Annotated in this window: 20 protein-coding genes; 14 read left to right on the top strand and 6 right to left on the bottom strand. The window is 68.3% G+C overall.

Annotated features, from left to right (window positions below):
* Positions 1 to 67 precede the first annotated feature (67 nt).
* Positions 68 to 1,054: a magnesium/cobalt transporter CorA gene (gene corA / locus P3W97_RS05160; RefSeq protein ID WP_300844430.1), complete on the bottom strand. Its 987-nt coding sequence runs from the start codon at positions 1,052 to 1,054 to the stop codon at positions 68 to 70.
* A 360-nt stretch (positions 1,055 to 1,414) separates the two neighbouring features.
* On the opposite strand from corA, the gene raiA reads away from it, so the two are divergent.
* The 3 genes from raiA (at position 1,415) to hprK (ending at position 3,337) form a co-directional block, all read left to right on the top strand.
* The gene (gene raiA / locus P3W97_RS05155; RefSeq protein ID WP_300844428.1) at positions 1,415 to 1,747 is read left to right on the top strand and encodes a ribosome-associated translation inhibitor RaiA; all 333 of its coding nucleotides are present in this window, start codon (positions 1,415 to 1,417) and stop codon (positions 1,745 to 1,747) included.
* Positions 1,748 to 1,879: 132 nt separating this feature from the next.
* A complete protein-coding gene (locus P3W97_RS05150; protein WP_300844426.1) occupies positions 1,880 to 2,350 on the top strand; it encodes a PTS sugar transporter subunit IIA in 471 nt (156 codons plus the stop codon).
* Between the two features lie 36 nt (positions 2,351 to 2,386).
* Complete coding sequence (gene hprK / locus P3W97_RS05145) at positions 2,387 to 3,337, top strand: HPr(Ser) kinase/phosphatase (protein ID WP_300844424.1); 951 nt, start codon at positions 2,387 to 2,389, stop codon at positions 3,335 to 3,337.
* A 19-nt stretch (positions 3,338 to 3,356) separates the two neighbouring features.
* Here the strand turns inward: hprK and fur are convergent, their stop codons facing one another.
* Positions 3,357 to 3,797 carry a ferric iron uptake transcriptional regulator gene (gene fur, locus P3W97_RS05140; RefSeq protein ID WP_300844423.1) on the bottom strand — a complete coding sequence of 147 codons (441 nt, stop codon included), beginning with the start codon at positions 3,795 to 3,797 and terminating at the stop codon, positions 3,357 to 3,359.
* 111 nt (positions 3,798 to 3,908) lie between these two features.
* On the opposite strand from fur, the gene P3W97_RS05135 reads away from it, so the two are divergent.
* From P3W97_RS05135 to lptE, 5 genes are all read left to right on the top strand, one after another.
* The gene (locus P3W97_RS05135) at positions 3,909 to 4,511 is read left to right on the top strand and encodes an outer membrane protein assembly factor BamE (RefSeq protein ID WP_300844421.1); all 603 of its coding nucleotides are present in this window, start codon (positions 3,909 to 3,911) and stop codon (positions 4,509 to 4,511) included.
* A 23-nt stretch (positions 4,512 to 4,534) separates the two neighbouring features.
* A complete protein-coding gene (gene dapB, locus P3W97_RS05130; RefSeq protein ID WP_300844419.1) occupies positions 4,535 to 5,350 on the top strand; it encodes a 4-hydroxy-tetrahydrodipicolinate reductase in 816 nt (271 codons plus the stop codon).
* Positions 5,351 to 5,405: 55 nt separating this feature from the next.
* Positions 5,406 to 6,125: a dienelactone hydrolase family protein gene (locus tag P3W97_RS05125; RefSeq protein ID WP_300844416.1), complete on the top strand. Its 720-nt coding sequence runs from the start codon at positions 5,406 to 5,408 to the stop codon at positions 6,123 to 6,125.
* 110 nt (positions 6,126 to 6,235) lie between these two features.
* A complete protein-coding gene (gene leuS, locus P3W97_RS05120; protein WP_300844414.1) occupies positions 6,236 to 8,956 on the top strand; it encodes a leucine--tRNA ligase in 2,721 nt (906 codons plus the stop codon).
* A 2-nt stretch (positions 8,957 to 8,958) separates the two neighbouring features.
* The gene (gene lptE, locus P3W97_RS05115; RefSeq protein WP_300844412.1) at positions 8,959 to 9,498 is read left to right on the top strand and encodes an LPS assembly lipoprotein LptE; all 540 of its coding nucleotides are present in this window, start codon (positions 8,959 to 8,961) and stop codon (positions 9,496 to 9,498) included.
* A gap of 94 nt (positions 9,499 to 9,592) precedes the next feature.
* On the opposite strand, the gene rocF is transcribed toward lptE, so the two are convergent.
* Entirely contained in the window at positions 9,593 to 10,549 is a 957-nt protein-coding gene (gene rocF / locus P3W97_RS05110; RefSeq protein WP_300844410.1) for an arginase, read from the bottom strand.
* 59 nt (positions 10,550 to 10,608) lie between these two features.
* On the opposite strand from rocF, the gene holA reads away from it, so the two are divergent.
* Both holA and P3W97_RS05100 read left to right on the top strand, forming a co-directional pair.
* The gene (holA, locus tag P3W97_RS05105; RefSeq protein WP_300844408.1) at positions 10,609 to 11,664 is read left to right on the top strand and encodes a DNA polymerase III subunit delta; all 1,056 of its coding nucleotides are present in this window, start codon (positions 10,609 to 10,611) and stop codon (positions 11,662 to 11,664) included.
* Positions 11,665 to 11,713: 49 nt separating this feature from the next.
* Entirely contained in the window at positions 11,714 to 12,265 is a 552-nt protein-coding gene (locus P3W97_RS05100; RefSeq protein ID WP_300844406.1) for a C40 family peptidase, read from the top strand.
* A gap of 6 nt (positions 12,266 to 12,271) precedes the next feature.
* Here P3W97_RS05100 and P3W97_RS05095 read toward each other — a convergent pair whose 3' ends face one another.
* On the bottom strand, positions 12,272 to 12,865 hold the full coding sequence (locus P3W97_RS05095; protein WP_300844404.1) for a glutathione peroxidase: 594 nt from the start codon (positions 12,863 to 12,865) through the stop codon (positions 12,272 to 12,274).
* A 30-nt stretch (positions 12,866 to 12,895) separates the two neighbouring features.
* Positions 12,896 to 15,676, bottom strand: coding sequence for a bifunctional [glutamate--ammonia ligase]-adenylyl-L-tyrosine phosphorylase/[glutamate--ammonia-ligase] adenylyltransferase (gene glnE, locus P3W97_RS05090; RefSeq protein ID WP_300844402.1), 2,781 nt, complete (start codon positions 15,674 to 15,676; stop codon positions 12,896 to 12,898).
* A gap of 53 nt (positions 15,677 to 15,729) precedes the next feature.
* Here glnE and P3W97_RS05085 point away from each other — a divergent pair, with 53 nt between their 5' ends.
* Positions 15,730 to 19,821, top strand: a complete 4,092-nt coding sequence (locus tag P3W97_RS05085) for a YhdP family protein (RefSeq protein WP_300844400.1) — start codon at positions 15,730 to 15,732, stop codon at positions 19,819 to 19,821.
* Positions 19,818 to 20,624, top strand: a complete 807-nt coding sequence (locus tag P3W97_RS05080; protein ID WP_300844398.1) for a carbon-nitrogen hydrolase family protein — start codon at positions 19,818 to 19,820, stop codon at positions 20,622 to 20,624. The genes P3W97_RS05085 and P3W97_RS05080 overlap by 4 nt, the downstream gene beginning before the upstream one ends.
* Before the next feature lie 29 nt (positions 20,625 to 20,653).
* Here P3W97_RS05080 and P3W97_RS05075 read toward each other — a convergent pair whose 3' ends face one another.
* Positions 20,654 to 20,842 carry a hypothetical protein gene (locus tag P3W97_RS05075; RefSeq protein ID WP_300844396.1) on the bottom strand — a complete coding sequence of 63 codons (189 nt, stop codon included), beginning with the start codon at positions 20,840 to 20,842 and terminating at the stop codon, positions 20,654 to 20,656.
* 211 nt (positions 20,843 to 21,053) lie between these two features.
* Here P3W97_RS05075 and P3W97_RS05070 point away from each other — a divergent pair, with 211 nt between their 5' ends.
* Together P3W97_RS05070 and P3W97_RS05065 are read left to right on the top strand one after the other, a co-directional pair.
* Complete coding sequence (locus P3W97_RS05070) at positions 21,054 to 22,151, top strand: murein transglycosylase A (RefSeq protein WP_367184593.1); 1,098 nt, start codon at positions 21,054 to 21,056, stop codon at positions 22,149 to 22,151.
* Positions 22,152 to 22,178: 27 nt separating this feature from the next.
* Positions 22,179 to 23,230: ATP-dependent 6-phosphofructokinase (locus P3W97_RS05065; protein ID WP_300844432.1), on the top strand; the 1,052-nt coding region annotated here is incomplete at its 3' end.

Raw genomic sequence — 23,230 nt, 5'->3', positions numbered from 1 at the left:
ATGCTGCCCCACGGTGCCCAAGAGGCACACCGTTGCGGTGCATATTCACCGCCACTGGGATTGGGGATTACTTGAGCCAGCCTCGCTTGCGGAAGTACAGCATCGGCCCTACGGCGCTGGCCACCATCAGCGCCAGCGCGGCCGGGTAGCCCCAGGGCTGGTTCAGCTCGGGCATGTACTGAAAGTTCATGCCGTAGATGCTGGCGATCAGCGTCGGCGGCAGCAGCGCGACCGACGCCACCGAAAAGATCTTGATGATCTTGTTCTGGTTGATGTTGATGAAGCCGATCGTGGCATCCATCAGAAAGTTGATCTTCTCGAACAGGAAGGCGGTGTGGCTGTCCAGCGAGTCCAGGTCGCGCAAAATCTGACGCGCGTCCTCGAACTGCTCGGCCGACAGCATGCGCGAGCGCATCATGAAGCTGACCGCGCGCCGCGTGTCCATCATGTTGCGGCGGATGCGGCCCGACATATCCTCGTGGCGGGCAATGGCGGCCAGCACTTCAGTCGCGATGTCATCCGTTACCTGTCCCGACAGCACTTTGGTGCTGATGCGCTCCAGGTCCTCGTAAATGTCTTCGAGCGTGTCGGCGCAGTACTCCGCATCGGTGTCGTACAGGCTCAGCAGCACATCCTTGGCGTCGTCGATCAGGCCCGGCATGCGCCGCGCGCGCAGCCGCAGCAGGCGAAAGACGGGTACATCTTCGTCGTGGATGGAGAACAGCACCCCGTGGCTTTTGAGAGCCGGGTTGCGGTCGTTCAGAATGAAAGCCACCCGCACATGGCGCGGGTCGTCCCCGTCGTCGATGAGGAAGTCCGAGCGCACATGCAGCTCGCCGTTGTCCTCCTCGAAGAAGCGGGCCGACTCTTCGATGTCGTCGTCGATGGCATCTTCTGGGATGGATAGGCCGAAGTGCTGCCGCACCCAGCGGCGTTCCTCGGGAGAGGGCGACTCCATGTCGACCCAAATGGGTTTGAAGCGGGCCAGGTCTTCCAGCGAGTCGATTTCTTCCTGGAACAAACGGCCGTTGACGAGCGTGAAGACGTTGAGCATGGGGCGCTTCCGACAGGCGAGAATGGGGCGGTGGTGATCGGGGGGTGCTTTCGATCACCGGCCGCCAGAGCCGCTGCGGATCCCCCTTGACGTGTCAGCGAGGGGCTCAGGTCTGGCGATCCGGTGTCGAAAGCACGCGACTAGGGCTGCTTTCCACGGCGGAACTCCAACAATACAGACACAGCACATTATCGCACTGCGCGCGCCCCGCGGGGTGTTGGCAGCGCGTTGGGCGGCTGCAAACCGCCCTTGTCACACCGGCTTCAAACAGGCATAGTAGGGATGGGATCAAGCTTGGCTTGTTCCCGCAGCCCGTGCGTCGGCTGCCGAGCGTTTCTCAGGAGCAAAAGGAGGCTCTCTATGAACCTGACCATCAGCGGACACCATCTGGATGTGACCCCTGCGCTGCGCGACTATGTGTCCACCAAGCTAGAGCGCATCTCGCGCCATTTCGACCAGGTGGTGGACATCCGTGTTCTGCTGTCCGTGGACAAGGCCAAGGACAAGGATCAGCGCCAGAGGGCCGAGTGCAACATCCATGTCAAAGGCAAGGAAATCTACGCCGAGAGCACGCATGCCGATCTGTACGCGGCGGTCGATGAGCTGGCCGACAAGCTCGATCGACAGGTGCTGCGCTACAAAGACAAGGCCCAGGAGCATCACCATTTGCCGCTCAAGCGTGAAGTCGTCTGAGTGTTTTTGAGCGGCTGTTGCTGGCCTGCCACAAACCGCTTGGTCCCTACCCAAGCGGTTTGTCGTTTTCCAGCCACGGCAGCCCGGCGACGATAGGGGCATAATGGCCCCCTCGTTTCGAGGCACATTCCGATGAACCGACTGTCTGCGATCCTGCCGCCCGAACACGTGCTCGTGGCTGTCGAGGCCACGAGCAAGAAGCGCGCGTTCGAGGAGGCCGGCCTGCTGTTCGAATCTTTGCACGGACTCAACCGCGCGCTCGTCACCGACAGCCTGTTTGCTCGCGAGCGCCTGGGCTCCACTGGGCTCGGGCATGGCGTGGCTATCCCGCACGGGCGCATCAAGGGGCTCAAGCAACCCATGGCGGCGGTATTTCAACTGGCTCAGCCGATCGGCTTCGACGCGCCCGATGAGCAGCCCGTCAACCTGCTGATTTTTTTGCTGGTGCCCGAGGCAGCCACCCAGAAGCACCTGGAGATTCTGTCCGAAATCGCCGAGTTATTGAGCGACGCGCCCTTGCGCGAAAAACTGCGCCGCGCCGACAACGCTGCCACTTTGCACGGCCTGATCGCGGGCTGGCAATCTGCACAAGCGGCCGCTTGATCTTATACGGCGGCCGCGCGCCGCCGGCTTGCCGACATGAAACCCAGTGCTGTCAGCGCCGACGCCCTGTTCGAGGATCACCGCGAGACCCTCAAGTGGCAGTGGGTCGCGGGCCAGACGGCGTCGGAGCGACGCTTCGACGACAAGGCGGTCGCCGAGGCGCGCTCGGGGGCCGATCTGGTTGGCTATCTCAACTATATCCACCCTTACCGCGCCCAGGTGCTGGGCGTGCGCGAGGTTGCGTATTTGCACAACGCAACGGCGGAGGATTGTCGGCGCCGGGTCTCGCGCATCGTCACACTGGAGCCGCCGCTGCTCGTCGTCGCAGACGACCAGACCCCGCCCGCCGAACTGGTGGCGATGTGCGAGCGCGCCCACATCCCGTTGTTTGCGACCGCGGCCTCGGCGGCTTTCGTCATCGACGTGTTGCGCGCCTATCTGTCGCGCCATTTCGCAGAGCGCACAACGATGCACGGCGTGTTCATGGACATCCTGGGGCTGGGCGTGCTGATCACTGGCGAATCCGGCTTGGGCAAGAGCGAACTGGGGCTGGAGCTGATCTCGCGCGGGCACGGGCTGGTGGCCGACGACGCGGTCGATGTCTATCGCGTCAACCAGACCATCGTCGAAGGCCGCTGCCCCGAACTCCTGCAAAACCTGCTGGAGGTGCGCGGCATTGGCCTGCTGGACATCAAGGCCATCTTTGGCGAGACGGCCGTGCGCCGCAAGATGCGCCTGCGCCTGATCGTACACCTGGTGCGCCAAGCGACGTTGGAGCGCGACTACGAGCGCCTGCCCAGCGAGCCCATCTACCAAGATGTGCTGGGGGTGGCCATCCGCAAGGCCGTCATTCCGGTGGTGGCGGGGCGCAATATCGCCGTGCTGGTCGAAGCCGCTGTGCGCAATGCCATCTTGCAGTTGCGTGGCATCGACACCTACCAAGAATTTGTTCAGCGCCAGCGCGCCGCCATGCTGCGCGACGACTGATCCGGGGCCGTTTGCATGGTTAGCCCCGCCGAGACCGACCGCGGTGGGGACAATCGGCCCGCTGGCAGTGGGCATACAGCGACAGCGCATGCTCCTGCAGCGCAAAGCCGCGCTCTTGCGCTATGGCCTGCTGGCGCCGCTCGATCTCGGCGTCGTAGAACTCCTCCACCCGGCCGCAGTCCAAGCACACCAAATGGTCATGGTGCTGGCCTTCGTTGAGCTCGTAGACCGCCTTGCCAGATTCGAAATTGCTGCGCACCAGGATGCCGGCCTGCTCGAACTGCATCAACACCCGATACACCGTGGCCAAACCAATATCGGACTGCTCGTCCAGCAGCACTTTGAAGACGTCCTCGGCCGTCATGTGGCGCTGGCGCCCCGACTGGAAGATCTCCAGGATCTTCAGTCGCGGCAACGTGGCCTTGAGCCCCGTGTTTTTGAGTTCATCGATGCCGGTCATGCGTGCAAGTGTGGATGCGGGGCGGCTCTGGGTCGCGCGCTACTACAATGGCCCCAATGATATAACCACGCACCAAGTCTTGCGTGTCTGTGTGCCCATTCGTCCCACGCCATGAAACCTGCCGCCCTTCCGATGCTTTCGATCCCGCGGCGCCTGGTGCGCCGGGCCGCCTGGATCGCCCCGCTGCTGGCCCTGGCTGGTTGTGGCGCTTTGGACAGCGCCACGGCGCGGCTGTCCACCCTCGGCGGTTTGGTGACCCCCTATCGCATGGAAATCCTGCAGGGCAATGTGGTCGTGCGCGAGCAGGTGCAAGCCCTGCAGCCCGGCATGACGCGCGAACAGGTGCAAGCCATTCTGGGCACGCCGCTGGTGGCCAGCGTCTTTCACGCCAATCGCTGGGACTACGTCTTTACCTTCCAGCGCCAGGGCCAGGCCCCGCAGCGCCGCGTGGTCAGTGTGTTCTTTCAGGGCGACCGGCTGGAGCGGGTGCAGGCCGACGAGCTGCCCACCGAGGAGGCGTTCGTCTCCTCCCTGGACGTGCGCCGCAAGGCTGCGCAACCCCCGGCGCTCGAGGCGACCGAGGCGCAGCTCAAGGCCTTCGAGGCCAAGGCACCCGCCTCTCGCGCCGTCAGTCCCGAGCCACTCGCCCCCGCACCCGCCCCTGAATCTGTTCCCTCTGCGATGCCGAGTTACCCGCCGCTCGAGCCGCGCTGAATCCCCTGCCCTGATCCCTTGCCATGACTGTATCCCCCCCCCATCGCGTCGCTATCGCCGGTGCCAGCGGTCGCATGGGCCGCGTGTTGATCGAGGCCGTGCAGGCCGCCGATGACTGTGTGCTGTCGGCTGCGCTCGATCGCCCCGACAGCCCCGCTTTGGGGCAAGATGCCGCGGCCTTCTCGGGGCAGATCGCGGGCGTGGCCATCGGCGCCGATGTGGATGCCGCCGTCGCCGTCAGCGATGTGCTGATCGACTTTACCCGCCCCGAGGGGACGATGATGCACCTGGCCGCATGTGTGCGCCACGGCACGGCCATGGTCATCGGCACCACCGGCTTGGCCGAGGCGCAAAAGGCCGCCATCGCCGAGGCGGCGCAGCGCATCCCCATTGTGCTGGCCCCCAACATGAGCGTGGGGGTCAACGTCACGCTCAAGCTGCTGGACATGGCCGCGCGCGCCTTGGCCACCGGCTTCGACATCGAAATCGTCGAGGCGCACCACCGCCACAAGGTGGACGCTCCCAGTGGCACTGCGCTGCTGATGGGCGAGGTGATCGCTGCCGCGCAGGGGCGGCGACTGCAGGACTGCGCGGTCTACGAGCGCGTTGGCCACACCGGTGAGCGGCCGCTCGGCGCGATCGGTTTTGCCACCGTGCGTGGCGGCGACGTGGTCGGCGACCACACGGTGATGTTTCTGGGCACAGGCGAGCGCATCGAAATCACCCACAAATCCAGCAGCCGCGCCACCTACGCCCAGGGCAGCCTGCGCGCGGTGCGTTTTTTGGCGGGGCGCGCGCACGGTCTGTACGACATGTTCGACGTGCTCGGGCTGCGATGAGCGCCATGGGCGCAGCGTCAGACCGGGTCAACCTTGTGACGAGGAGGCAAGCACGATGACGATCCAGACCCGCACCATCGAGTACACACACGACGGCCTCACCTGCGAGGGCCTGCTGGCATGGGATGACGCCTTCGATGCGCCGCGGCCCGCTGTCGCGGTGGCGCACGCCTGGGCTGGGCGCACCGCCTTTGAGGATGACAAAGCGCGCGCGCTGGCCGGGCTGGGTTACGTCGGTTTCGCGATGGATGTGTATGGCAAGGGCCGACGCGGCACCACGCGCGAGGAAAATGCCGCGCTGATGACGCCCCTGGTCCAAGACCGGCCGCTGCTGCAGGCACGGCTGGGTGCGGCGCTGCAGGCGCTGGCGGCGCAGCCCGAGGTGGACCGCGATCGGCTGGCAGCGATCGGCTTTTGCTTTGGTGGCCTCAGCGTGCTGGACATGGCGCGCTGTGGCCTGCCGCTGCGCGGCGTGGTCAGCTTCCACGGCCTCTTTACCCCGCCAGGCAATACGGCGCAGCAGCGCATCACCGCCAAGGTGCTGGCGTTGCACGGTTGGGATGACCCGATGGTCACGCCGGAGGCGGTGCTGGCCTTTGCCAAGGAAATGACCGAGGCTGGGGCCGACTGGCAGCTGCACGCCTATGGGGGCACGATGCACGCCTTTACCAACCCCGAGGCCAACGACCCTGGCTTCGGCACCGTGTACAGCGCCCGCGCCGATGTGCGTTCTTGGGCGGCGATGCGGGGGTTCCTGGCCGAGGTGTTGAGCTGAGCGGCCCGGGTGCGGCCGATACAATCCCTGACCAATCAGACCCGCGGCCTGGCTGCGTCCGCCCCGATCGGCGGTGGGTGGCGCGGCCGGACACGTTGACGCCGTTTGCCATGCAAGAGACCTACTCCCCCCGCGACGTGGAAGCCGCTGCCCAGGCCCACTGGGCTGCACACGACGCCTACCGCGTCCACGAACACGCCACCGACGCCCAGGGCCAGCCCAAGCCCAAGTTCTACGCCTGCTCCATGTTGCCCTATCCGAGTGGCAAATTGCACATGGGCCATGTGCGCAATTACACCATCAACGACATGATGGCGCGCCAACTGCGCATGAAGGGCTACAACGTCTTGATGCCGATGGGCTGGGATGCGTTTGGCCTGCCGGCGGAAAACGCCGCACTCAAAAACGGTGTGCCGCCAGCGCAATGGACCTACGACAACATCGCCTACATGAAGCGGCAGATGCAGGCCATGGGCCTGGCCATCGACTGGAGCCGCGAGATCGCCACCTGCAGGCCCGACTATTACAAGTGGAACCAGTGGTTGTTCCTGAAGATGCTGGAAAAGGGCATCGCGTATCGCAAGACGCAGGTGGTCAACTGGGATCCGGTCGATCAGACCGTGCTGGCCAATGAGCAGGTGATCGACGGACGCGGCTGGCGCACCGGCGCCTTGGTGGAAAAGCGCGAGATCCCCGGCTATTACCTGGCCATCACGAAATACGCCGAGGAGCTGCTGTCGGCCGTGGCCCGCCCGGATGATCCGAACTATCTGGCCGGCTGGCCCGAGCGCGTGCGCCTGATGCAGGAAAACTGGATTGGCAAGAGCGAGGGCGTGCGCTTCGCCTTCCCGCACGAGATCCGCGACGAGCGCGGTGAGCTCATTCAGGACGGGCGGCTGTGGGTGTTCACCACCCGCGCCGACACCCTCATGGGCGTGACCTTCTGCGCCGTGGCGCCGGAGCATCCGCTGGCGGCGCATGCGGCGCGCAACAACCCCGAGCTGGCCGCATTCATCGACCGTTGCAAGCTCGGCGGCACCACCGAGGCCGAGCTGGCGCTGAAAGAGAAGGAGGGCATGCCGACCGGCCTGGTGGTCACGCATCCGCTGACCGGCCAAGCCGTGCCCGTGTGGGTCGGCAACTACGTGCTGATGGGCTATGGCGATGGCGCGGTGATGGGCGTGCCCGCCCACGACGAGCGCGACTTCGCGTTTGCCAAGAAATACGGCTTGCCGATCCAGCCGGTCATCGCGGTGGAGGGCGAGACCTTCTCGCCCGAGGCCTGGGCCGAGTGGTACGCCGACAAGCAGCGCGGCCGTTGCGTCCATTCTGGGCCGCTGGACGGCTTGCCGTACCGGGCCGCGGTGGACAAGGTGGCCGAGCTGCTGGCGGCCAAGGGCTTGGGCGAAAAGAAGGTGACCTATCGGCTGCGCGACTGGGGGATCAGCCGCCAGCGTTACTGGGGCACGCCGATCCCCATCATCCACTGCGAGGACTGCGGACCGGTGCCGGTGCCGTACCAGGACCTGCCGGTGGTGTTGCCGGAAGATCTGATCCCGGACGGCAGCGGCAATCCGCTGGCCAAGTGCGAGGCGTTCTTGAAAGTGGACTGCCCGAAGTGCGGCAAGCCGGCGCGGCGCGAGACCGACACCATGGACACCTTCGTGGATTCATCCTGGTACTTCATGCGCTACTGCGATCCGACCAACGCCGATGCGATGGTGGCCGAAGGCAGCCGCTACTGGATGCCGATGGACCAGTATATCGGCGGCATCGAGCACGCCATTTTGCACCTGCTCTATGCGCGTTTCTGGACCAAGGTGATGCGCGACCTGGGCTTGGTGTCGGTGGACGAGCCGTTCCAGCGGCTGCTCACGCAAGGCATGGTGCTCAACCACATTTACAGCCGCCGCACCGCCAAAGGGGCCAAGGAATATTTCTGGCCGCATGATGTGGAGCATGTGTTGGACGAGGGTGGCAAGATCGTCGGTGCGCGCCTCAAGCGCGATGTGGCCAGCGCCGATGGTGTGCTGCCCGCCGGCACGCCGATCGACTACGAAGGCGTCGGCACGATGTCCAAGTCCAAGAACAACGGCGTCGATCCGCAGGATCTGATCGAAAAATTCGGCGCCGACACCGCCCGGCTCTACACCATGTTCACCGCGCCGCCAGAGGCCACGCTGGAATGGAACGATGCCGCGGTGGAGGGCAGCCACCGCTTTCTCAAGCGCGTCTGGGCGTTTGGCCAGCGGCTGGCGCAGGCCGACTGGGCCGGGGCGACGCAGGCCGCGCAGGGCGCAGCATCGCTGGCCGATGTGGCCTATGGCAAGCGCACCAAAGCGTTGCGCCACGAAATCCACGCCCTGCTCAGGCAGGTGGACTACGACTACCAGCGCATGCAGTACAACACTGTGGTGTCGGGCTGCATGAAGATGCTCAATGTGCTGGAGGCGTTCGACCCGGCGGACGAGCCCGGCGGCGGCGTGGCGCTGATCGAGGGCTTCGGCATCCTGCTGCGTTGTCTGTACCCGGCCACCCCGCACCTGACGCACGTTCTGTGGCATGCGCTGGGTTATGCCGGCGCGCTGGGCGATCTGCTCGATGCGCCGTGGCCGCAAGTGGACGAGGGCGCGCTGCGCCGCGACGAGGTGGAGCTGGTGCTGCAGATCAACGGCAAGTTGCGCGGCAGCCTGACGGTTGCAGCCGATGCCGACCGGGCGGCTATCGAGGCGGCGGCGCTGGCCTCACCGGAATTTGCCCGATTCAGCAACGGCCAGCCCGCCCGCAAGGTGGTGGTGGTGCCAGGGCGCCTGGTCAACGTGGTGGTCTGACGGTGCAGACGCGGCGTGCCTGGGTGCGCGGGCTGGCGGCCGGGGCCTTGGCGGCCACGGCCTTGGCGGGCTGCGGCTTCCAGCTGCGGGGAACGGGTCTGCGCTTTGCGTTCCGCACGCTGCGGCTGCAGGCGGCGGCCGACTCCGACGTGCTCGACAGCTTGCGTGCCCAGCTCCAGGCGGCGGGGGTGGCGGTGCTCGACGCCGCAGCGCCGCGCGCACCGGGGGCAGGGTCGGCGCCTGCCGCGGATGTGGTGTTGCAGGTGCTGCAGGATCAGCGCGAGCGGGTCGTGGTCGGCACCACGGCCGCCGGTCAGGTGCGCGAGCTGGCGCTGCGGCGCCGTTTCCGTTTCGCCTTGCGCACAGCGACGGGACGCGAACTGATCCCGCCGACCGAGTTGCTCCAAGAGCGCGAGCAGAGCTTTTCCGAAACCGTGGTGCTCGGCAAAGAGGCCGAAGAGGCCTTGCTGTTCGACGATATGCGCGTGGCCCTCGCGCGCCAGGTGTTGGTGCGGCTGGCGGCTGTGCCGCCGCTGAACTGAGGGCCGGTCTGTCGCACCGGGGCGGGGCGACGGCGCGCCTGGCCAGCCGCGGCAGGGTGGAGTGGGCGTCGCGCGAGATTGCAGTCTGGTCAGACTAGGCTGCAGACGTGGATTTGCGCACCTGGTGCTCGCGCATCAGGGTGCTTTTGCCAAACAGGCTCTCGATCAAATCCACCGCCAGCAGCGCAGTGCGGTTGCGCACATCCAGCGCGGGGTTGAGCTCCATCACATCCAGGCTGGCCAGGCGGCCGGTGTCGGCGATCATCTCCATGCACAGCTGGGCTTCGCGGTAGGTGGGGCCGCCGGGCACGGTCGTGCCCACGCCGGGCGCGATGTCGGGGTCCAGAAAATCGATGTCGAAGCTGACGTGCAGATGGGTGTCGGCGTCCAGACCCGCTAGGGCTTGTTCCATCGTGTGGCGCATACCCATTTCGTCGATGTAGCGCATGTCGTACACCTCTAGGCCCTGCTCGTGGACGAAGCGCTTTTCGCCTGCATCGACGCTGCGGATGCCAATCTGGCGCACCTGTTGCGTCTGCAGCGCCGGGCCGCCGCCGCCCAGGTGCACCAGCGCCTCGGGGCCAAAGCCGCACAGGCAGGCCACTGGCATGCCGTGCAGATTGCCGCTGGGCGTGAGCGTCGAGGTGTTGAAGTCCGCATGCGCGTCCAGCCAGAGCACGCGCAGCTTGCGGCCGGTGACGCGGCAATGCCGCGCCACGGCGCTGATGGAACCCATGGCCAGGCAATGGTCGCCGCCCAGCAGGATGGGCAGGCGGCCCTGCGTGAGTTCGGTGTACACGGCGTCGTGCACCGCGCGGTTCCACGCCACCACCTCGTCCAGGTGGCGGTAGCCCTGCACAGCGGGGCGCCAGGGGTTGGTCGGGCCGCTCAGGTTGCCGCGGTCTTGCACCTGCAGGCCGTGGGACTCGAGCGCCGCTTGCAGGCCGGCAACACGCAGCGCTTCCGGGCCCATGGACGCGCCGCGCGCGCCGGCGCCGATGTCGGTGGGGGCGCCCACCAGGGTGACGGGGGGGAAAGTTATCGTGCTCATGACGGACAGTGTGAGTGGAGATCAAGCGGATAGTGTGGCACGCCGCCTAGAATTCCATCATGCAGATCGGTGCCGCCCAATTGCCCGCCCAGCTCCAGCGTGCCCTGGCGCCGCTGTATGTGGTGCACGGCGACGAGGCCCTGCTGGTGCAGGAGGCGGCGGACGCCATCCGCGCCGCGGCGCGCGCGGCAGGGCATGTCGAGCGCAGCGTCTTTACAGTGGCGGGTGCGCACACGGACTGGAGCGGCATCCTGGCGGCCGGCGGGGCCCTCAGCCTGTTTGCCGACAAGCGCCTGATCGAGGTGCGCATTCCGTCTGGCAAACCGGGCAAGGACGGGGCCGAGGCATTGCAGCGCTTGGCCGAGTCCGCCGCCGCCTCGGTGGACACCGTCACCCTGGTGCTGCTGCCCCGGCTGGACGGCGCTGCCCTCAAGAGCACATGGTGGGCGGCGTTGGTGGCGCATGGCGTCGCGGTGCGGGTGGACGCGGTGGAGCGCGCGCAATTGCCCCACTGGATCGCGCAGCGCCTGCAGCAGCAGGGACAGCATGTCGCCGCGGGGGAGGAGGGGCAGCGCACGCTCGCCTTCATGGCCGATCGGGTGGAGGGCAACCTGCTTGCGGCGCATCAGGAGGTCGCCAAGCTGGGCTTGCTGTACCCGCCGGGTGAGCTGTCCTTCGAGCAGGTGCGCTCGGCGGTGCTGGACGTGGCGCGCTACGATCCCTTCCGGCTGCCCGAAGCGGTGCTGGACGGGGCGCTGCCGCGGGTACAGCGCATGTTGGAGGGCCTGCGCGCCGAAGGGGTGGCCCCCGTGCCGGTGCACTGGGCTTTGGCGGAGGAGGTGCGTACCCTGCACCGGGTGCGGCAGGCCATGGACCGCGGGCAGCCCCTGCCGCTGGTGCTGCGCGAGCAGCGCGTCTGGGGCCCGCGCGAGAAACGCTACGAGCGCCTGCTGCCCCACCTGCGGGCGGCACAGACTGGGCGCTGGCTGGCCGAGGCACAGACGGTGGATGGCATCGTCAAGGGGTTGACCGCCCCCGACTGGCCGACCGATCCGTGGCTGGCGCTGCAGCGTCTGGCGTTTGCCGTGGCCGCCGGCTGTGCCGCCGCACGCTAAATCGCGCTGTATCCCGGATCGTCATACGCTTCTGTTAGGATGTGGAGCTATGCGCCGTGTTGCCGTCTTCCTCCTGTCTGCGCTGCTGACCGTTGCCGTCCCTGCGGCGCCCCTTGATCCGGACATCGCCTCGGACGCCGTGCCGCCGCTAGGGGGTCTGTTGGACCAGTGGCAAACGGTTGGCACCGAAACGGGACTGGTGGCCAGCCAGCTCATGAACACCGCGCTGGGGCTCATTGGCGTGCCCTACCGCATGGGGGGCAACAGTGCCGAGACCGGTTTCGACTGCAGCGGCTTCGTGCGCTATGTCTATGCCAACACGCTCGGCCTGGTGCTGCCGCGCCGCGCGGCCCAGCAGGCGCAGACCACCATCCCCATTGCCAAGAGCGATCTGCGCCCAGGGGATCTGGTGTTTTTCAACACCATGCGCCGAGCGTTCAGCCATGTCGGCATCTATTTGGGCGACGGCAAATTCATCCATGCCCCCAGCAAGGGCGACCGCGTCAAGATCAGCGACATGAACGACCGTTACTGGGCGCGGCGCTTCAATGGCGCGCGCCGGGTGGATGCCGCAGAAACATCGCTGCCGCTGGCCCACTGATCCCGCTCAGGAGCCGAGCAGCCGCTCGATGTCCCGCCGCAGCGACTCGCTGTCTGGTCCGATGAGGCTGTTGTAAGCCAGTACGGTGCGGCCGTCGCGGCTGATCAGGTACTTGTAGAAGTTCCACTTCGGCGTTGTGCCGGTGCGCTCGGCCAGTTGCCGGAACAGGGCATTGGCCTGCGGGCCGCGCACATGGCTCTTGGCGAACATGGGGAACTGCACGCCGAAGGTGTTCTCACAAAACTCGGCGATCTGCTGGTTGCTGCCGGGCTCTTGTTGGCCAAAGTCGTTGGACGGAAAACCCAGCACCACCAGCCCGCGGTCGCGGTAGCGGCGGTAGAGTTCCTCCAGCCCCTTGTACTGCTGTGTGAAGCCGCAGTAGCTCGCGGTGTTGACCACCAGCACCACCTGGCCGGCGTACTGACACAGATCCTGCGGTTTTTCGTCCTGCAGCCGGTCGAAGCGGTGTTGCAGGATGCTCGGGCATGGGGCGTTGGCCGGCGTGCTTGGGGCGGCGTGGCTGGGGATGCTCATCGGTGCGAGGGTAGCAATGGCGAGTGCCATGGCGGCCAGGGTGTTGAGGCGGGGCTGGGTTTTCATGGGCGACAGAGACATGGGTGGATCACTGGCCTAGATATAACCCAATACCTGTGCCCACAATGCCAGCACGGCATCGCGCTGGGCGGCCACGTCTGCGGGGTCGATCTGGGTGCTGGCCTCGTCCAGCCGCGCGCGGTGCTGCAGCTGGCGCAGGTGGCGGTAGGCGTCGGCGGCCGCGTGGCCGACGCCAGCGGGCAGCAGGCCGGCGGCCTCGGCGCGCTGCAGCAGCGCGATGTTGCCAGCGTTGGCGCGCAGCGCTGGGTGCGCCGCGCTGTGCGCCAGCACCAGGTACTGCACAGCAAACTCGACATCGATCATGCCGCCGGGGCTGTGCTTGAGGTCGAAGCGGTCGGCGCGCACCGGGTGCGCGTCGTAGAGGCGCTGGCGCATGGCACGGATTTCGGCGGCCAGCGCCGCAGGGTCGCGCGGCGCGGTGATGACGGCCTCACGCACGGCGTCGAAGCGCGCACCCAGGTCGGGGCTGCCCACCACGAAGCGCGCGCGTGTCATGGCCTGGTGTTCCCAGGTCCAGGCGGTGTTGCTGCCGCGGTTTTGTTGGTAGTTGGCATAAGCCTGAAAGCTGGTCACCAACAGGCCAGAGTTGCCGTTGGGCCGCAGCGCGGTGTCGATCTCGAACAGGTCGCCCTCGCCGGTCTTGACCGTGAGCCAGTTGATCAGCTTGCGCACGAAGGCGGCATAGATTTCGGGGGCGCGTTCATCGTCATCATCGTAGAGAAAAACGATGTCGAGGTCGCTGCCGTAGCCGAGCTCCTTGCCGCCGAGCTTGCCGTAGCCAATGATGGCGTGGCGCGGCTCGTCGCGGTGGCGGCCCTTGAGGCGTTGCCAGCACCACTGGCTGGTGATTTGCAACACGGTGTCGGCCAGCGCGCTCAGGTCGTCGGCCACCTGTTCCACGGTCAGCAGCCCCTCGATGTCGCGCGCCAGCGTCCGGAATATCTCGGCGTGGTGGGCGCGGCGCAGCAGATCCAGCAGCGCTTCGTCATCGTCCTCGCCGGTTTTGTGCAGCGACCAGCGGCGCGCCTGCAGGTCCGCTGCAAAGGCGGCCGCATCGAAGCGGGACTGGTACAGCTCGGTGCTGGCCAGTTCGTCGATGACCCCTGGGTGGCGCAGCAGGTAGCGCGCCGGCCAGCGCGCCGAGCCCAGCACCCTCAGCAGCCGTTCGTGGACAGCGGGGCGCTCCTGCAACAAAGCCAGGTAGCTTTCGCGGCGCAGCAGCGGCTCGATCCAGTCGGCCAGCCGCACCGCTGCGGTTTCGGTGGCGCGACCCTCGTCGATCCAGGCCAGCGTGCGCTCCACCAGCCGGACCAGGCGCGCGCGCGCCTCGTCGCGCAGCGCTTGCACGCGTGGGTGGTCGATCCAGGGACGCAGGCGGTCGGCCAGCGCCGGCGGGCACTGGGGCAGCAGCGCGCCGAGGTCGTCGCCCGCGCCGCGCGCCGCGCCATGGCAGCCTTTGCCGTGGCAGCCGGCGCTGCGGCTGTCGCCGCCCAGTAGCGTGTCGAACTCCTGCGCCACCACCTCGCGGTGGGCGTCCAGCGCGCCCAGGAATGACGGCGTGTCGGCATAGCCCATCGTCGCGGCGATCCACGCCAGGTCGTCGTCGCGTGTGGGCAACACATGGGTCTGCTGGTCGTCCAGGTACTGGATGCGGTGCTCGACCCGGCGCAAAAAGACGTAGGCCTCGGCAAGTTGCTGCGCCTTGTCGAGCGGCATCAGGCCCGCCTGGGCCACGCGCTGCAGTGCCTGCAGCGTCGGACGCGTGCGCAATTCCGGGAACTGTCCGCCGCGCACCACCTGCAGCAGTTGCACGATGAACTCGATCTCGCGAATGCCGCCACGCGAGAGCTTGACGTCGTTGGCACGCTCCGGATGGCCGGCGGCGCGGCGCGCCGCATGTTCGCGGATCTGGCGGTGCAGCCGCCGCAGCGCTTCGAATACGCCGTAGTCAAGGTAGCGGCGGAAAACGAACGGCAGCACGATCGGCCGCAGCCACTGCCCGGTGCCATCGCGGTGGGCGCTCTCGGCGGGTGCGACCACACGGCTTTTCAGCCAGGCGAATCGTTCCCACTCCCGGCCCTGAACCTGAAAATAATCCTCCAGCGCACCCAGCGACACCGCCGGCGGCCCCGAATTGCCGTTGGGCCGCAAGGCCAGGTCCACCCGGAATACCTGGCCGTGCTCGGTCACATCGCCCACCAGCGCATGGATGCGCTTGACGACCTTGGCGAAATACTCGTGGTTGCTGATGCGGTTGCGCCCCTCGGCATTGCCGGCGGTCTCGCCCTCGCCCTCGTACACATAGATCAAGTCGATGTCGCTGGACACATTGAGCTCGCGCGCGCCGAACTTGCCCATGCCCACGATCCACCAAGCGCAACGGCGCCCCTCGGATGGTTCGCCTGCGGCACCGAGCGGCAAGGGTCCTGGCGGCTCGCCCTCGGGGGCCATGGGCTGGCCGTGCAGGGCATCCAGCTCGGCGCAGGCGGCACGGGCGGCTTCGTCCAGCGCCAGCTCGGCTAAGGCGGTGACGCTGCGGGTGATCACCTCCAGCGAGGCCGCTTGCTCGCAGTCCAGCACGGCCAGGCGTTCGAGCGCCAGATGACGCAGCACCCGCAGGGCGGCATCCAGCCCATACCCGCGTTCGCGCAGAGCACCCAGGGCCGTGTGCAAGGTGTCGGCCGTGGGAGCGCCTGGGGGCAGCAAGGCGCGCTCGCCGTCGTAGCGACGGCGCACGCGTTGCACGAAGCGACTGTGATCGGCCCGCGCCGAACCAACGCAAACGCTCGATATCATAATTTCGTGTGACTCCAACCCCAACCCTTTCCCGCCCCCCCTGGCATCTGCTGATGCTGGCGCTGGCATCCCGTGTCGCGCTCGGGCTGGCGGTGACGGCCTGGGCCTTGCTGATCGTGGCCTGGGTGGCTTTGGAGTTTTGGATTGTGCCGCGCGCGCAGGCCTGGCGGCCAGCCCTCGAAGCGGTGGCCACACGCGCGTTGGGGGTGCGCGTGAGCGTCGGGGCCATCGAGGCCGCCACGGATACCGGGGGCGCCACGCTGACCCTGCGCGATGTGCGCCTGCATGATGCGCGCGGCCACGAAGCCCTGCACCTGCCCAGGGTGCAGGCGGCGCTGTCGGTGGCCTCGCTGTGGCGCCTCGGCTTCGACCAGCTCGTGATCGACGGCCCGACGCTCGAGGTGCGCCGCCTGGCCGACGGCCGGCTGCAGGTCGCTGGCCTGGAGCTGTCGAGTGCAGGCGACGACAGCCCCGCCGCCGATTGGTTCTTTGGCCAGCGCGAATTTGCCCTGCGCGCCGGGGTGTTGCGCTGGATCGACGAGCAACGCCCGAACGCCCCCCCGCTGGCGCTGACGGCGGTGGACCTGGTGGTGCGCAACCCCGGCTTGCGGCACGAGTTTCGGCTCGATGCCACGCCGCCGCCCGAGTGGGGCGAGCGCTTGAGCGTGCGGGGCCGATTTGCCCGGCCGTTTTGGCAAACCCACCCCGGACGTTGGCGCGAGTGGTCGGGCGAATTGTTCGTGCTGGCGCCGCGCTTGGACGTGCAACGCCTGGAGACCTATCTGGACACGGCTGCCCTGTGGGGCGTGCGCGAGCTGCGCGCCACTGGCGCCGTGCGGCTGTGGGCCGATGTGCGCCGCGCGCAATGGCGTGCCGCCACTGCAGATGTGCACTGGAGCCATGTCCATGCCGTCTGGGCCCCCAATGCGCAAGCGCGGGTCGAGCCTTTGCGGGTGGCCCGCATGAGCGGACGGTTGGGGCTGCAGCGCGACGGCAACACCACCGTCTGGGCCACCCAGGGACTGGCCATCACCACGGGCGACGGCAGCGACTGGCCGCGGGGGGATGTGCGCTTCGAGTATGAATTGGCACCAGATGGGGGGCTGCGGCACTGGGCCTTGTCTTCCGACCGGCTGGATTTGGGCGTGGTCCAGCGCCTGGCGCGCGTGCTGCCCTTGGGCGAGGCGGTCCACCATTGGGCGGAGCAGACACAGCCGGCCGGCGTGGCCGAGGGGCTGTCGGTGCGCTGGAGCGCCCCGTCCAAGCCCGGCGCGCCCGAGCGCTGGGAGGCGCGCGGGCGGGTGCGCGGGCTGGGACTGCGCGCTGGTGCGGTGCCGCGTGCTGCGCCGGGCGAGATCGTCTTTGGTCGTCCGGGGCTGGAGGGAGTCGATGCCGAGTTCGCGCTGGACGAGCGCGGCGGGCGGGCGACGCTGGCGATGCGCCGCGGGGCGCTGGTTTTTCCTGGGGTGTTCGACGATCCGCGCCTGGCATTCGATGAGCTGTCGGCCGAGGCCCGCTGGAGCGTCGAGGGTCCGGCGATCACGCTGGAGGTCAGCCGCCTGAGCTTTGCCAATGCCGACGCCGCTGGCAGCGGCAGCGTGCGCTGGCGCACCGCCGACCCCGACCGCAGCGCGGCGCGGGACCGCTTTCCTGGGCGCATGACGCTGGACATGCGCTTGACGCGCGCCGATGCGGCGCGCGTGGCGCGCTATCTGCCCGCGACGGTGGGCGCCGACACGCGCCGTTATTTGCAGACGGCGATTCGCGCCGGGCGGGTGAGCAGCGCCACCTTCCGCGTCGATGGCGATTTGTGGGACTTTCCCTTTGCCGATGCTCGGCAGGGCGTCTTCGAAGTGCGGGCCCAACTGAACGATGTGGCCCTCGACTACGCCCCTCGGCATCTGTTGCCGGCAGGCAGTGCCCCCTGGCCGGCGTTGGAGCGCGCGGCCGGCGAGCTGCTGATCGAACGCCGAACCCTGCAGATCCTGCGCGCCGGCGGCAGCGTCGCGGGACAGCCGGCGCTGCGGGTGCTGCAGGCCGAGGCGGCCCTTCCCGACTACATGGCCGATGAGCCGCAGCTACAGGTCAAGGGTCTGATCCGGGGAACCGGCGACGATGTGCTGGGCTTCGTGGCGGCATCGCCACTGCGCGAGTTTACCGGCAGCGTACTCGACGTTGCTCGGGCCAGCGGCGCGCTGGAGGTGGCGTTGGATCTGCGCATGCCGCTCAATGACACCGACCGCACGCAGGTGCGCGGGCAGGTGCGCCTGGCCGGCAACGATGTGCAAATGCGCCCGGATGTGCCGCTTTTGCAAGGCGTGCGCGGGGTGCTCGACTTTACCGAGCACGGCTTCGATTTGGCGCAGGCGAGTGCGCGGGTGCTGGGGGGTGAACTGCGCTTCAGCGGCGGGATGGGCCGCCGCGACGGTGCTGCGGTGGTGCGTTTTCAGGGGCAGGGGACGGTAAGCGCTGCGGGGCTGGCGGCCAGCCGCGAATGGGGCTGGGCCCGCTGGCTGGGTGCACACGCTCAAGGGGCTGCTCGCTATGCGCTGGGCTTGGCATTTGGGCCCGATGGCATGGATCTGCGGTTGGACACCGATTTGCGGGGCCTGGGGGTGGCGCTGCCGGCGCCGTTGACCAAACCGGCGGATGCCGCCTGGCGCGTCCAGGTGGCGCTGGAGACCCGCCCGCGCCCCGATGCGGCGGCCGAACTCACCCGCGACCGCCTGCGCCTGACCGTGGAGCCCTCGGGTGACGCGGTGCCGCTGCGCGCCGAATATGAGCGCGAGCATTCCGCAACGCGCACCACGGTGCGGCGAGGGCGGCTGGCGTTGGGGGCCGAACTGCCGGATTGGCCCGTGTCCGGCGTGTCTGGTGTGGCGCGCCTGCGCGAGTTGGATGCCGACGCGTGGCAGGCGCTGCTGGAGCCAGATCCCGTGCCTGTGTCCTCGCGCGCCAGCGCGGCGGCTGGTCTGGACTGGCGCGGCAGCGATGCCTACTGGCCCAGCCGGCTGGGGGTGACGCTGGATCGCCTGCTGGTCGCGGGCCGAACCTTCGAGGCGCTGACGGCTGGCGGCTCGCGTGAGGGCGATCTGTGGCGGCTGACGGTGGCGGCCCGCCAGCTGGAGGGTTACCTGGAGTACCGCAGCGGTGCACAGGAGCAGCTGCTGGCTCGGCTGGCGCGGCTGGAACTGCCGCCCAGCGCCGCAGCCGACGTCGAGCGGCTGGCCAGTCAGCCCCGCTCGGTTCCCGCGCTGGATATCGTGGTCGATGCCTTCGAGCTGGCGGGCCGCCCGCTCGGGCGGCTGGAGGTCCAGGCGGACAACCGCGACGCTGCACAGGGGAGCGAGGGGCCGCGCGAGTGGCGGTTGCAGTCGCTGCGCCTGACCGTGCCCGAGGCGCGCCTGAGCGCATCGGGCAACTGGGCCCCCGTCGCAGCCCTGACCAGCCCCGGGCAGGCGGCCAGCGCCCGCCGCACTGCTTTGCGCATGCAGCTAGACATTGACGATGCAGGGGCCTTGCTGGAGCGCTTTGGCTTTGCGGGCACGCTGCGCGGTGGGCGGGGGCGCATGGAAGGCACGCTCGGCTGGTTGGGCTCGCCCCTGGGGCTGCATCTGCCGAGCTTGTCGGGCGAGCTGTGGCTGGATGTGCAGCGTGGACAGTTCCTCAAAGCCGACCCAGGCATCGCCAAGCTGCTCGGGGTGCTGAGCCTGCAGTCCCTGCCGCGGCGGCTGACCTTGGACTTCCGCGATGTCTTCAGCGAGGGGTTTGCCTTCGATTTCGTGCGCGGCAATGCCCGTATCGCGCGCGGCGTGGCCAGCACCAACAACCTACAGATGAAGGGCGTCAGCGCGGCCGTGCTCATCGAAGGGCAAGCCGACCTGGTGCGCGAGACCCAGGACCTGACGGCCGTGGTGGTGCCCGAGCTGAATGCGGGCACCGCCTCGCTGGTGGCGACCATGATCAATCCCGTCACCGGGCTGGGCAGCTTTTTGGCGCAATGGCTGCTGCGCGAGCCCCTGCAGGCGGCAGCTACGCAGACCTTTCGCATCACCGGCGCCTGGGCCGATCCCCAGGTCGAACGTATCCGACGTACGATACCCTCCCCAGAGTCCTCGGACATCAAACCGGACCGTACCCCATGAAAGTCGCCGCCATCCAAATGGTCTCGGGCACCAGTCTCGACCTCAACCTGGCGCAGGCGCAGCAGTTGCTGGACCAGGCCCGCCATGCCGGCGCCGAGCTGGCAGTGCTGCCGGAGTACTTCTGCCTGATGGGGCGGCGCGACGCCGACAAGCTGCTGATGGCCGAAGCATTCGGTTCGGGTACGGTGCAAGACTTTCTATCCCAGACTGCGCGTCAGTTGGGGTTGTGGATCGTCGGCGGCACCGTGCCACTGGCCACCGATGATCCAAAGCATGCCGCCAACGCCTCGCTGGTCTACGACCCCCAGGGCCGCTGTGTGGCGCGCTACGACAAGATTCACCTGTTTCGCTTCCACGACGGGCAGCAGGGGTATGACGAGGCTGCCGTGCTCAAGCCTGGCGAGCAGCCGGTGAGCTTTGCGCTGACCGACCACTGCGGCACGACTTGGCGCGTGGGCTTGAGTGTGTGCTACGACCTGCGCTTTCCGGAACTGTACCGTCAATTGGCGGCCGATGTGCTGGTGGTGCCGGCGGCGTTCACCCATGTGACCGGTCAGGCGCACTGGGAGGTGCTGCTGCGCGCGCGCGCCATCGAGAACCAGGCCTATGTCATCGCCAGCGCCCAGGGCGGCGTGCACGACAACGGCCGCCAGACTTGGGGTCAGAGCATGGTGATCGACCCCTGGGGCGTGGTGTTGGCGCAGCAAGCCAGCGGCGCTGGCGTGGTCGTGGCCGAGTTGGACCACGCCCGGCTGGAGGAGGTGCGTCGCCGCCTGCCGGCGCTGCAGCACCGGCGGCTGTGACGCCATGCGGTGGCGGTGTGCGGGCGGCGTCAGCGCGGCGGCTCGGCCGGTCGGGGGGCTTGTGTGCTTGGGTTGGTGGCCTCAGGGGCATCGGTGGGGGAGGCTGGCGAGCCCGAGTCGGCGGGTTCGCCGCGCTTTCGGCCGGCGAACATGGTCCACCACACGATGAAGACGAACAACAGCAGCGCGCCGAGCGCTTCGAGCAGCAACAAGGTCATGACGGCAACGACATTAATAGGGGCGAAATGGGGCGCCGGACGGATGGCCCGGCTGCTGGTCTGGGGGATTCTAGGCACGCTGGCGAGTTGCGGCAGCGTGCCGCCAGCCGTGCCCACGGGGGGCGGTTCGCCCGGTGCGCCTGTGGCCATGGAGGCGCCGGCACCCGCGCCGGTTCCCCCGACCCCGCCATCGGCTTCGGTGGTGGCCCCGATGCCCCTCATCGACGGGCTGGGCCCGGCGGTGCTCGCGCCCAGCGACGCCGCATGGCAGGCGGCCGATGCCGCGCCTCTGCCTGCGCCGGTGCGCCGTGGCGCGGCCCTGTGGCAGCCCGTGCGCTGGAGCGAGCTGCCTGGCTGGGGCCGGGACGCCTTGCACGAAGCTTGGAATGCCTGGCTGCGCAGTTGCGAGCGCCCGGCACCGCCCTGGGGCCCCGTGTGTGCCGAGCTGCGCCGCCTAACCTTGGCCGATGCGCTGGAGCGCCACACCTGGATGATGCAGCGCCTGCAACCTTACCGGGTGCTGTCCCACGACGGAGGCAACCGCCCGGGCCTGCTCACCGGCTACTATGAGCCGGAGCTGCAGGCCAGCCGCGTGCGCCAGGGGGCCTACCGGGTGCCGTTGTACGCCCCGCCGCCGACCCTAGCGGCCGCGCCGGGTCGCCCCTGGTTCAGCCGCCAGCAGATCGACAGCGATCCCCAGGTCCAGAGCCTGCTGGAGGGGCGCGCGCTGGCCTGGCTGGCCGATCCGCTGGATGCCTTGCTGTTGCAAATCCAGGGCTCGGGGCGGCTGCGCATCGTCGAGCCGGACGGCCGCATCACCCTGGCGCGGCTGGCCTATGCCGCGCACAATGGTCATCCCTACCAGAGCGTCGGGCGCTGGCTGTTGGAGCGGCGCGAGATCCGCGACGGCACCTGGGAGGCGATCCGCGCCTGGGCGGCGGCCCATCCGCAGCGCATCGACGAGCTGCTGTGGAGCAATCCGCGCGTGGTGTTCTTTCGGGAGGAGGCGCTGTCCGCCCTCGACACCCAGTTCGGCCCGCGGGGGGCGCAGGGGGTGGCGCTCACGCCGATGCGCTCCGTTGCGGTGGATCGCGAGGCCATTCCCTACGGCACGCCGCTGTGGTTGGTCTCCAGCGGGCCGGTGGCGCAGTTGCAGCGCTTGGTGCTGGCGCAGGATACGGGCAACGCCATCGTCGGGGCGGTGCGGGCGGATTTTTTTGCCGGCTGGGGCGAAGGCGCCTATGCCTTGGCCGCCGGTCTGAAGCAGCCGCTGCAGCTGTGGGCGCTGTGGCCGCGCGAGCAACCTTGAACCTATGAAGGAGTGCGATTCATGAGCTTGCGCATCGGCATCCTGACCGGCGGGGGCGACTGTCCCGGCCTCAACGCCGTCATTCGCGCCGTCGTCAAGTCGCTATTGCGGCAGTGCGGCGCCGAGGTCATTGGCATCGAAGACGGCTTTGGCGGCCTGATGGAGGAGACGCCGCGCGTACGCCCGTTGGATTGGGCGAGCGTCAGCGGCATCTTGATGCAAGGGGGGACGATCCTGGGCACCAGCAACCGGGCCAACCCGCTACAGGACGAGGCGACCGCCGCACGCGTGCTGCGGCACGCGCAGGCGCTCGCACTACAAGGGCTGGTCGTGATTGGTGGCGACGGCACGATGGCGCTGGCGCACGGGCTGGCCCAGCGCGGCTTGCCCATCGTCGGGGTGCCCAAGACCATCGACAACGACATTCCCGGCTGCGAGCGCAGCTTTGGCTTCGATACCGCCGTGGCCACCGTCACCGAGGCGATCGAGCGCCTGCAGACCACCGCCCAGAGCCATGGGCGCGTGATGATCGTCGAGACCATGGGCCGCTATGCGGGCTGGATTGCGCTGGAGGCCGGGCTGGCCGGGGCGGCGGACATCATTCTGCTGCCCGAGATCGACTTCGACATCGAGGCCGTGGCCGCAGTCTGCCGCGAGCGCGAGCGGCGCCAGCGTTACACCATCGTCTGCATCGGGGAGGGGGCCAAACCCGTCGGCGGCGCGCTGACGGTGCAGCGGCGCATCGCCGACAGTCCCGACCCGATCCGGTTGGGTGGCGTCGCCCATGCGTTGGCGGCGGCGCTGCAGCCTCGGCTGGCGTCGGAGGTGCGGGCCACCGTGCTTGGCCATGTGCAGCGCGGCGGCTCGCCCACGCCGTTCGACCGCGTGCTCGCCACCCAGTTTGGCAACGAGGCGGCCCAACTCGTGATGCGGGCCGAGTTCAATCGCATGGTCACATTGCACAACGGTCGGCTGGGCAGCATCCCGCTGTCCGAGGTGGTGCACGGCAGCCGCCAGGTGCCGCTGGACCATCCCCTGCTGCGCACCGCGCGCCAGATCGGTGTCTCGCTGGGCGAGGC

This window comes from Tepidimonas sp., assembly GCF_029335975.1.
In the GTDB taxonomy this organism is placed as follows: domain Bacteria; phylum Pseudomonadota; class Gammaproteobacteria; order Burkholderiales; family Burkholderiaceae_C; genus Tepidimonas.
This window is presented reverse-complemented; position numbering and strand designations above follow the sequence as displayed.

Bases quoted from the DNA above. Each gene is read 5' to 3' on its own strand.
- glnE (WP_300844402.1), bottom strand. From the start codon at position 15,676: ATGATATCGAGCGTTTGCGTTGGTTCGGCGCGGGCCGATCACAGTCGC.
- holA (WP_300844408.1), top strand. From the start codon at position 10,609: ATGCAGATCGGTGCCGCCCAATTGCCCGCCCAGCTCCAGCGTGCCCTG.
- P3W97_RS05150 (WP_300844426.1), top strand. From the start codon at position 1,880: ATGAACCGACTGTCTGCGATCCTGCCGCCCGAACACGTGCTCGTGGCT.
- P3W97_RS05125 (WP_300844416.1), top strand. From the start codon at position 5,406: ATGACGATCCAGACCCGCACCATCGAGTACACACACGACGGCCTCACC.
- rocF (WP_300844410.1), bottom strand. From the start codon at position 10,549: ATGAGCACGATAACTTTCCCCCCCGTCACCCTGGTGGGCGCCCCCACC.
- P3W97_RS05085 (WP_300844400.1), top strand. From the start codon at position 15,730: ATGCTGGCGCTGGCATCCCGTGTCGCGCTCGGGCTGGCGGTGACGGCC.
- P3W97_RS05100 (WP_300844406.1), top strand. From the start codon at position 11,714: ATGCGCCGTGTTGCCGTCTTCCTCCTGTCTGCGCTGCTGACCGTTGCC.
- P3W97_RS05070 (WP_367184593.1), top strand. From the start codon at position 21,054: ATGCCCCTCATCGACGGGCTGGGCCCGGCGGTGCTCGCGCCCAGCGAC.
- P3W97_RS05075 (WP_300844396.1), bottom strand. From the start codon at position 20,842: ATGACCTTGTTGCTGCTCGAAGCGCTCGGCGCGCTGCTGTTGTTCGTC.
- raiA (WP_300844428.1), top strand. From the start codon at position 1,415: ATGAACCTGACCATCAGCGGACACCATCTGGATGTGACCCCTGCGCTG.
- hprK (WP_300844424.1), top strand. From the start codon at position 2,387: ATGAAACCCAGTGCTGTCAGCGCCGACGCCCTGTTCGAGGATCACCGC.
- P3W97_RS05080 (WP_300844398.1), top strand. From the start codon at position 19,818: ATGAAAGTCGCCGCCATCCAAATGGTCTCGGGCACCAGTCTCGACCTC.
- leuS (WP_300844414.1), top strand. From the start codon at position 6,236: ATGCAAGAGACCTACTCCCCCCGCGACGTGGAAGCCGCTGCCCAGGCC.
- P3W97_RS05095 (WP_300844404.1), bottom strand. From the start codon at position 12,865: ATGAAAACCCAGCCCCGCCTCAACACCCTGGCCGCCATGGCACTCGCC.
- fur (WP_300844423.1), bottom strand. From the start codon at position 3,797: ATGACCGGCATCGATGAACTCAAAAACACGGGGCTCAAGGCCACGTTG.
- dapB (WP_300844419.1), top strand. From the start codon at position 4,535: ATGACTGTATCCCCCCCCCATCGCGTCGCTATCGCCGGTGCCAGCGGT.
- P3W97_RS05135 (WP_300844421.1), top strand. From the start codon at position 3,909: ATGAAACCTGCCGCCCTTCCGATGCTTTCGATCCCGCGGCGCCTGGTG.
- corA (WP_300844430.1), bottom strand. From the start codon at position 1,054: ATGCTCAACGTCTTCACGCTCGTCAACGGCCGTTTGTTCCAGGAAGAA.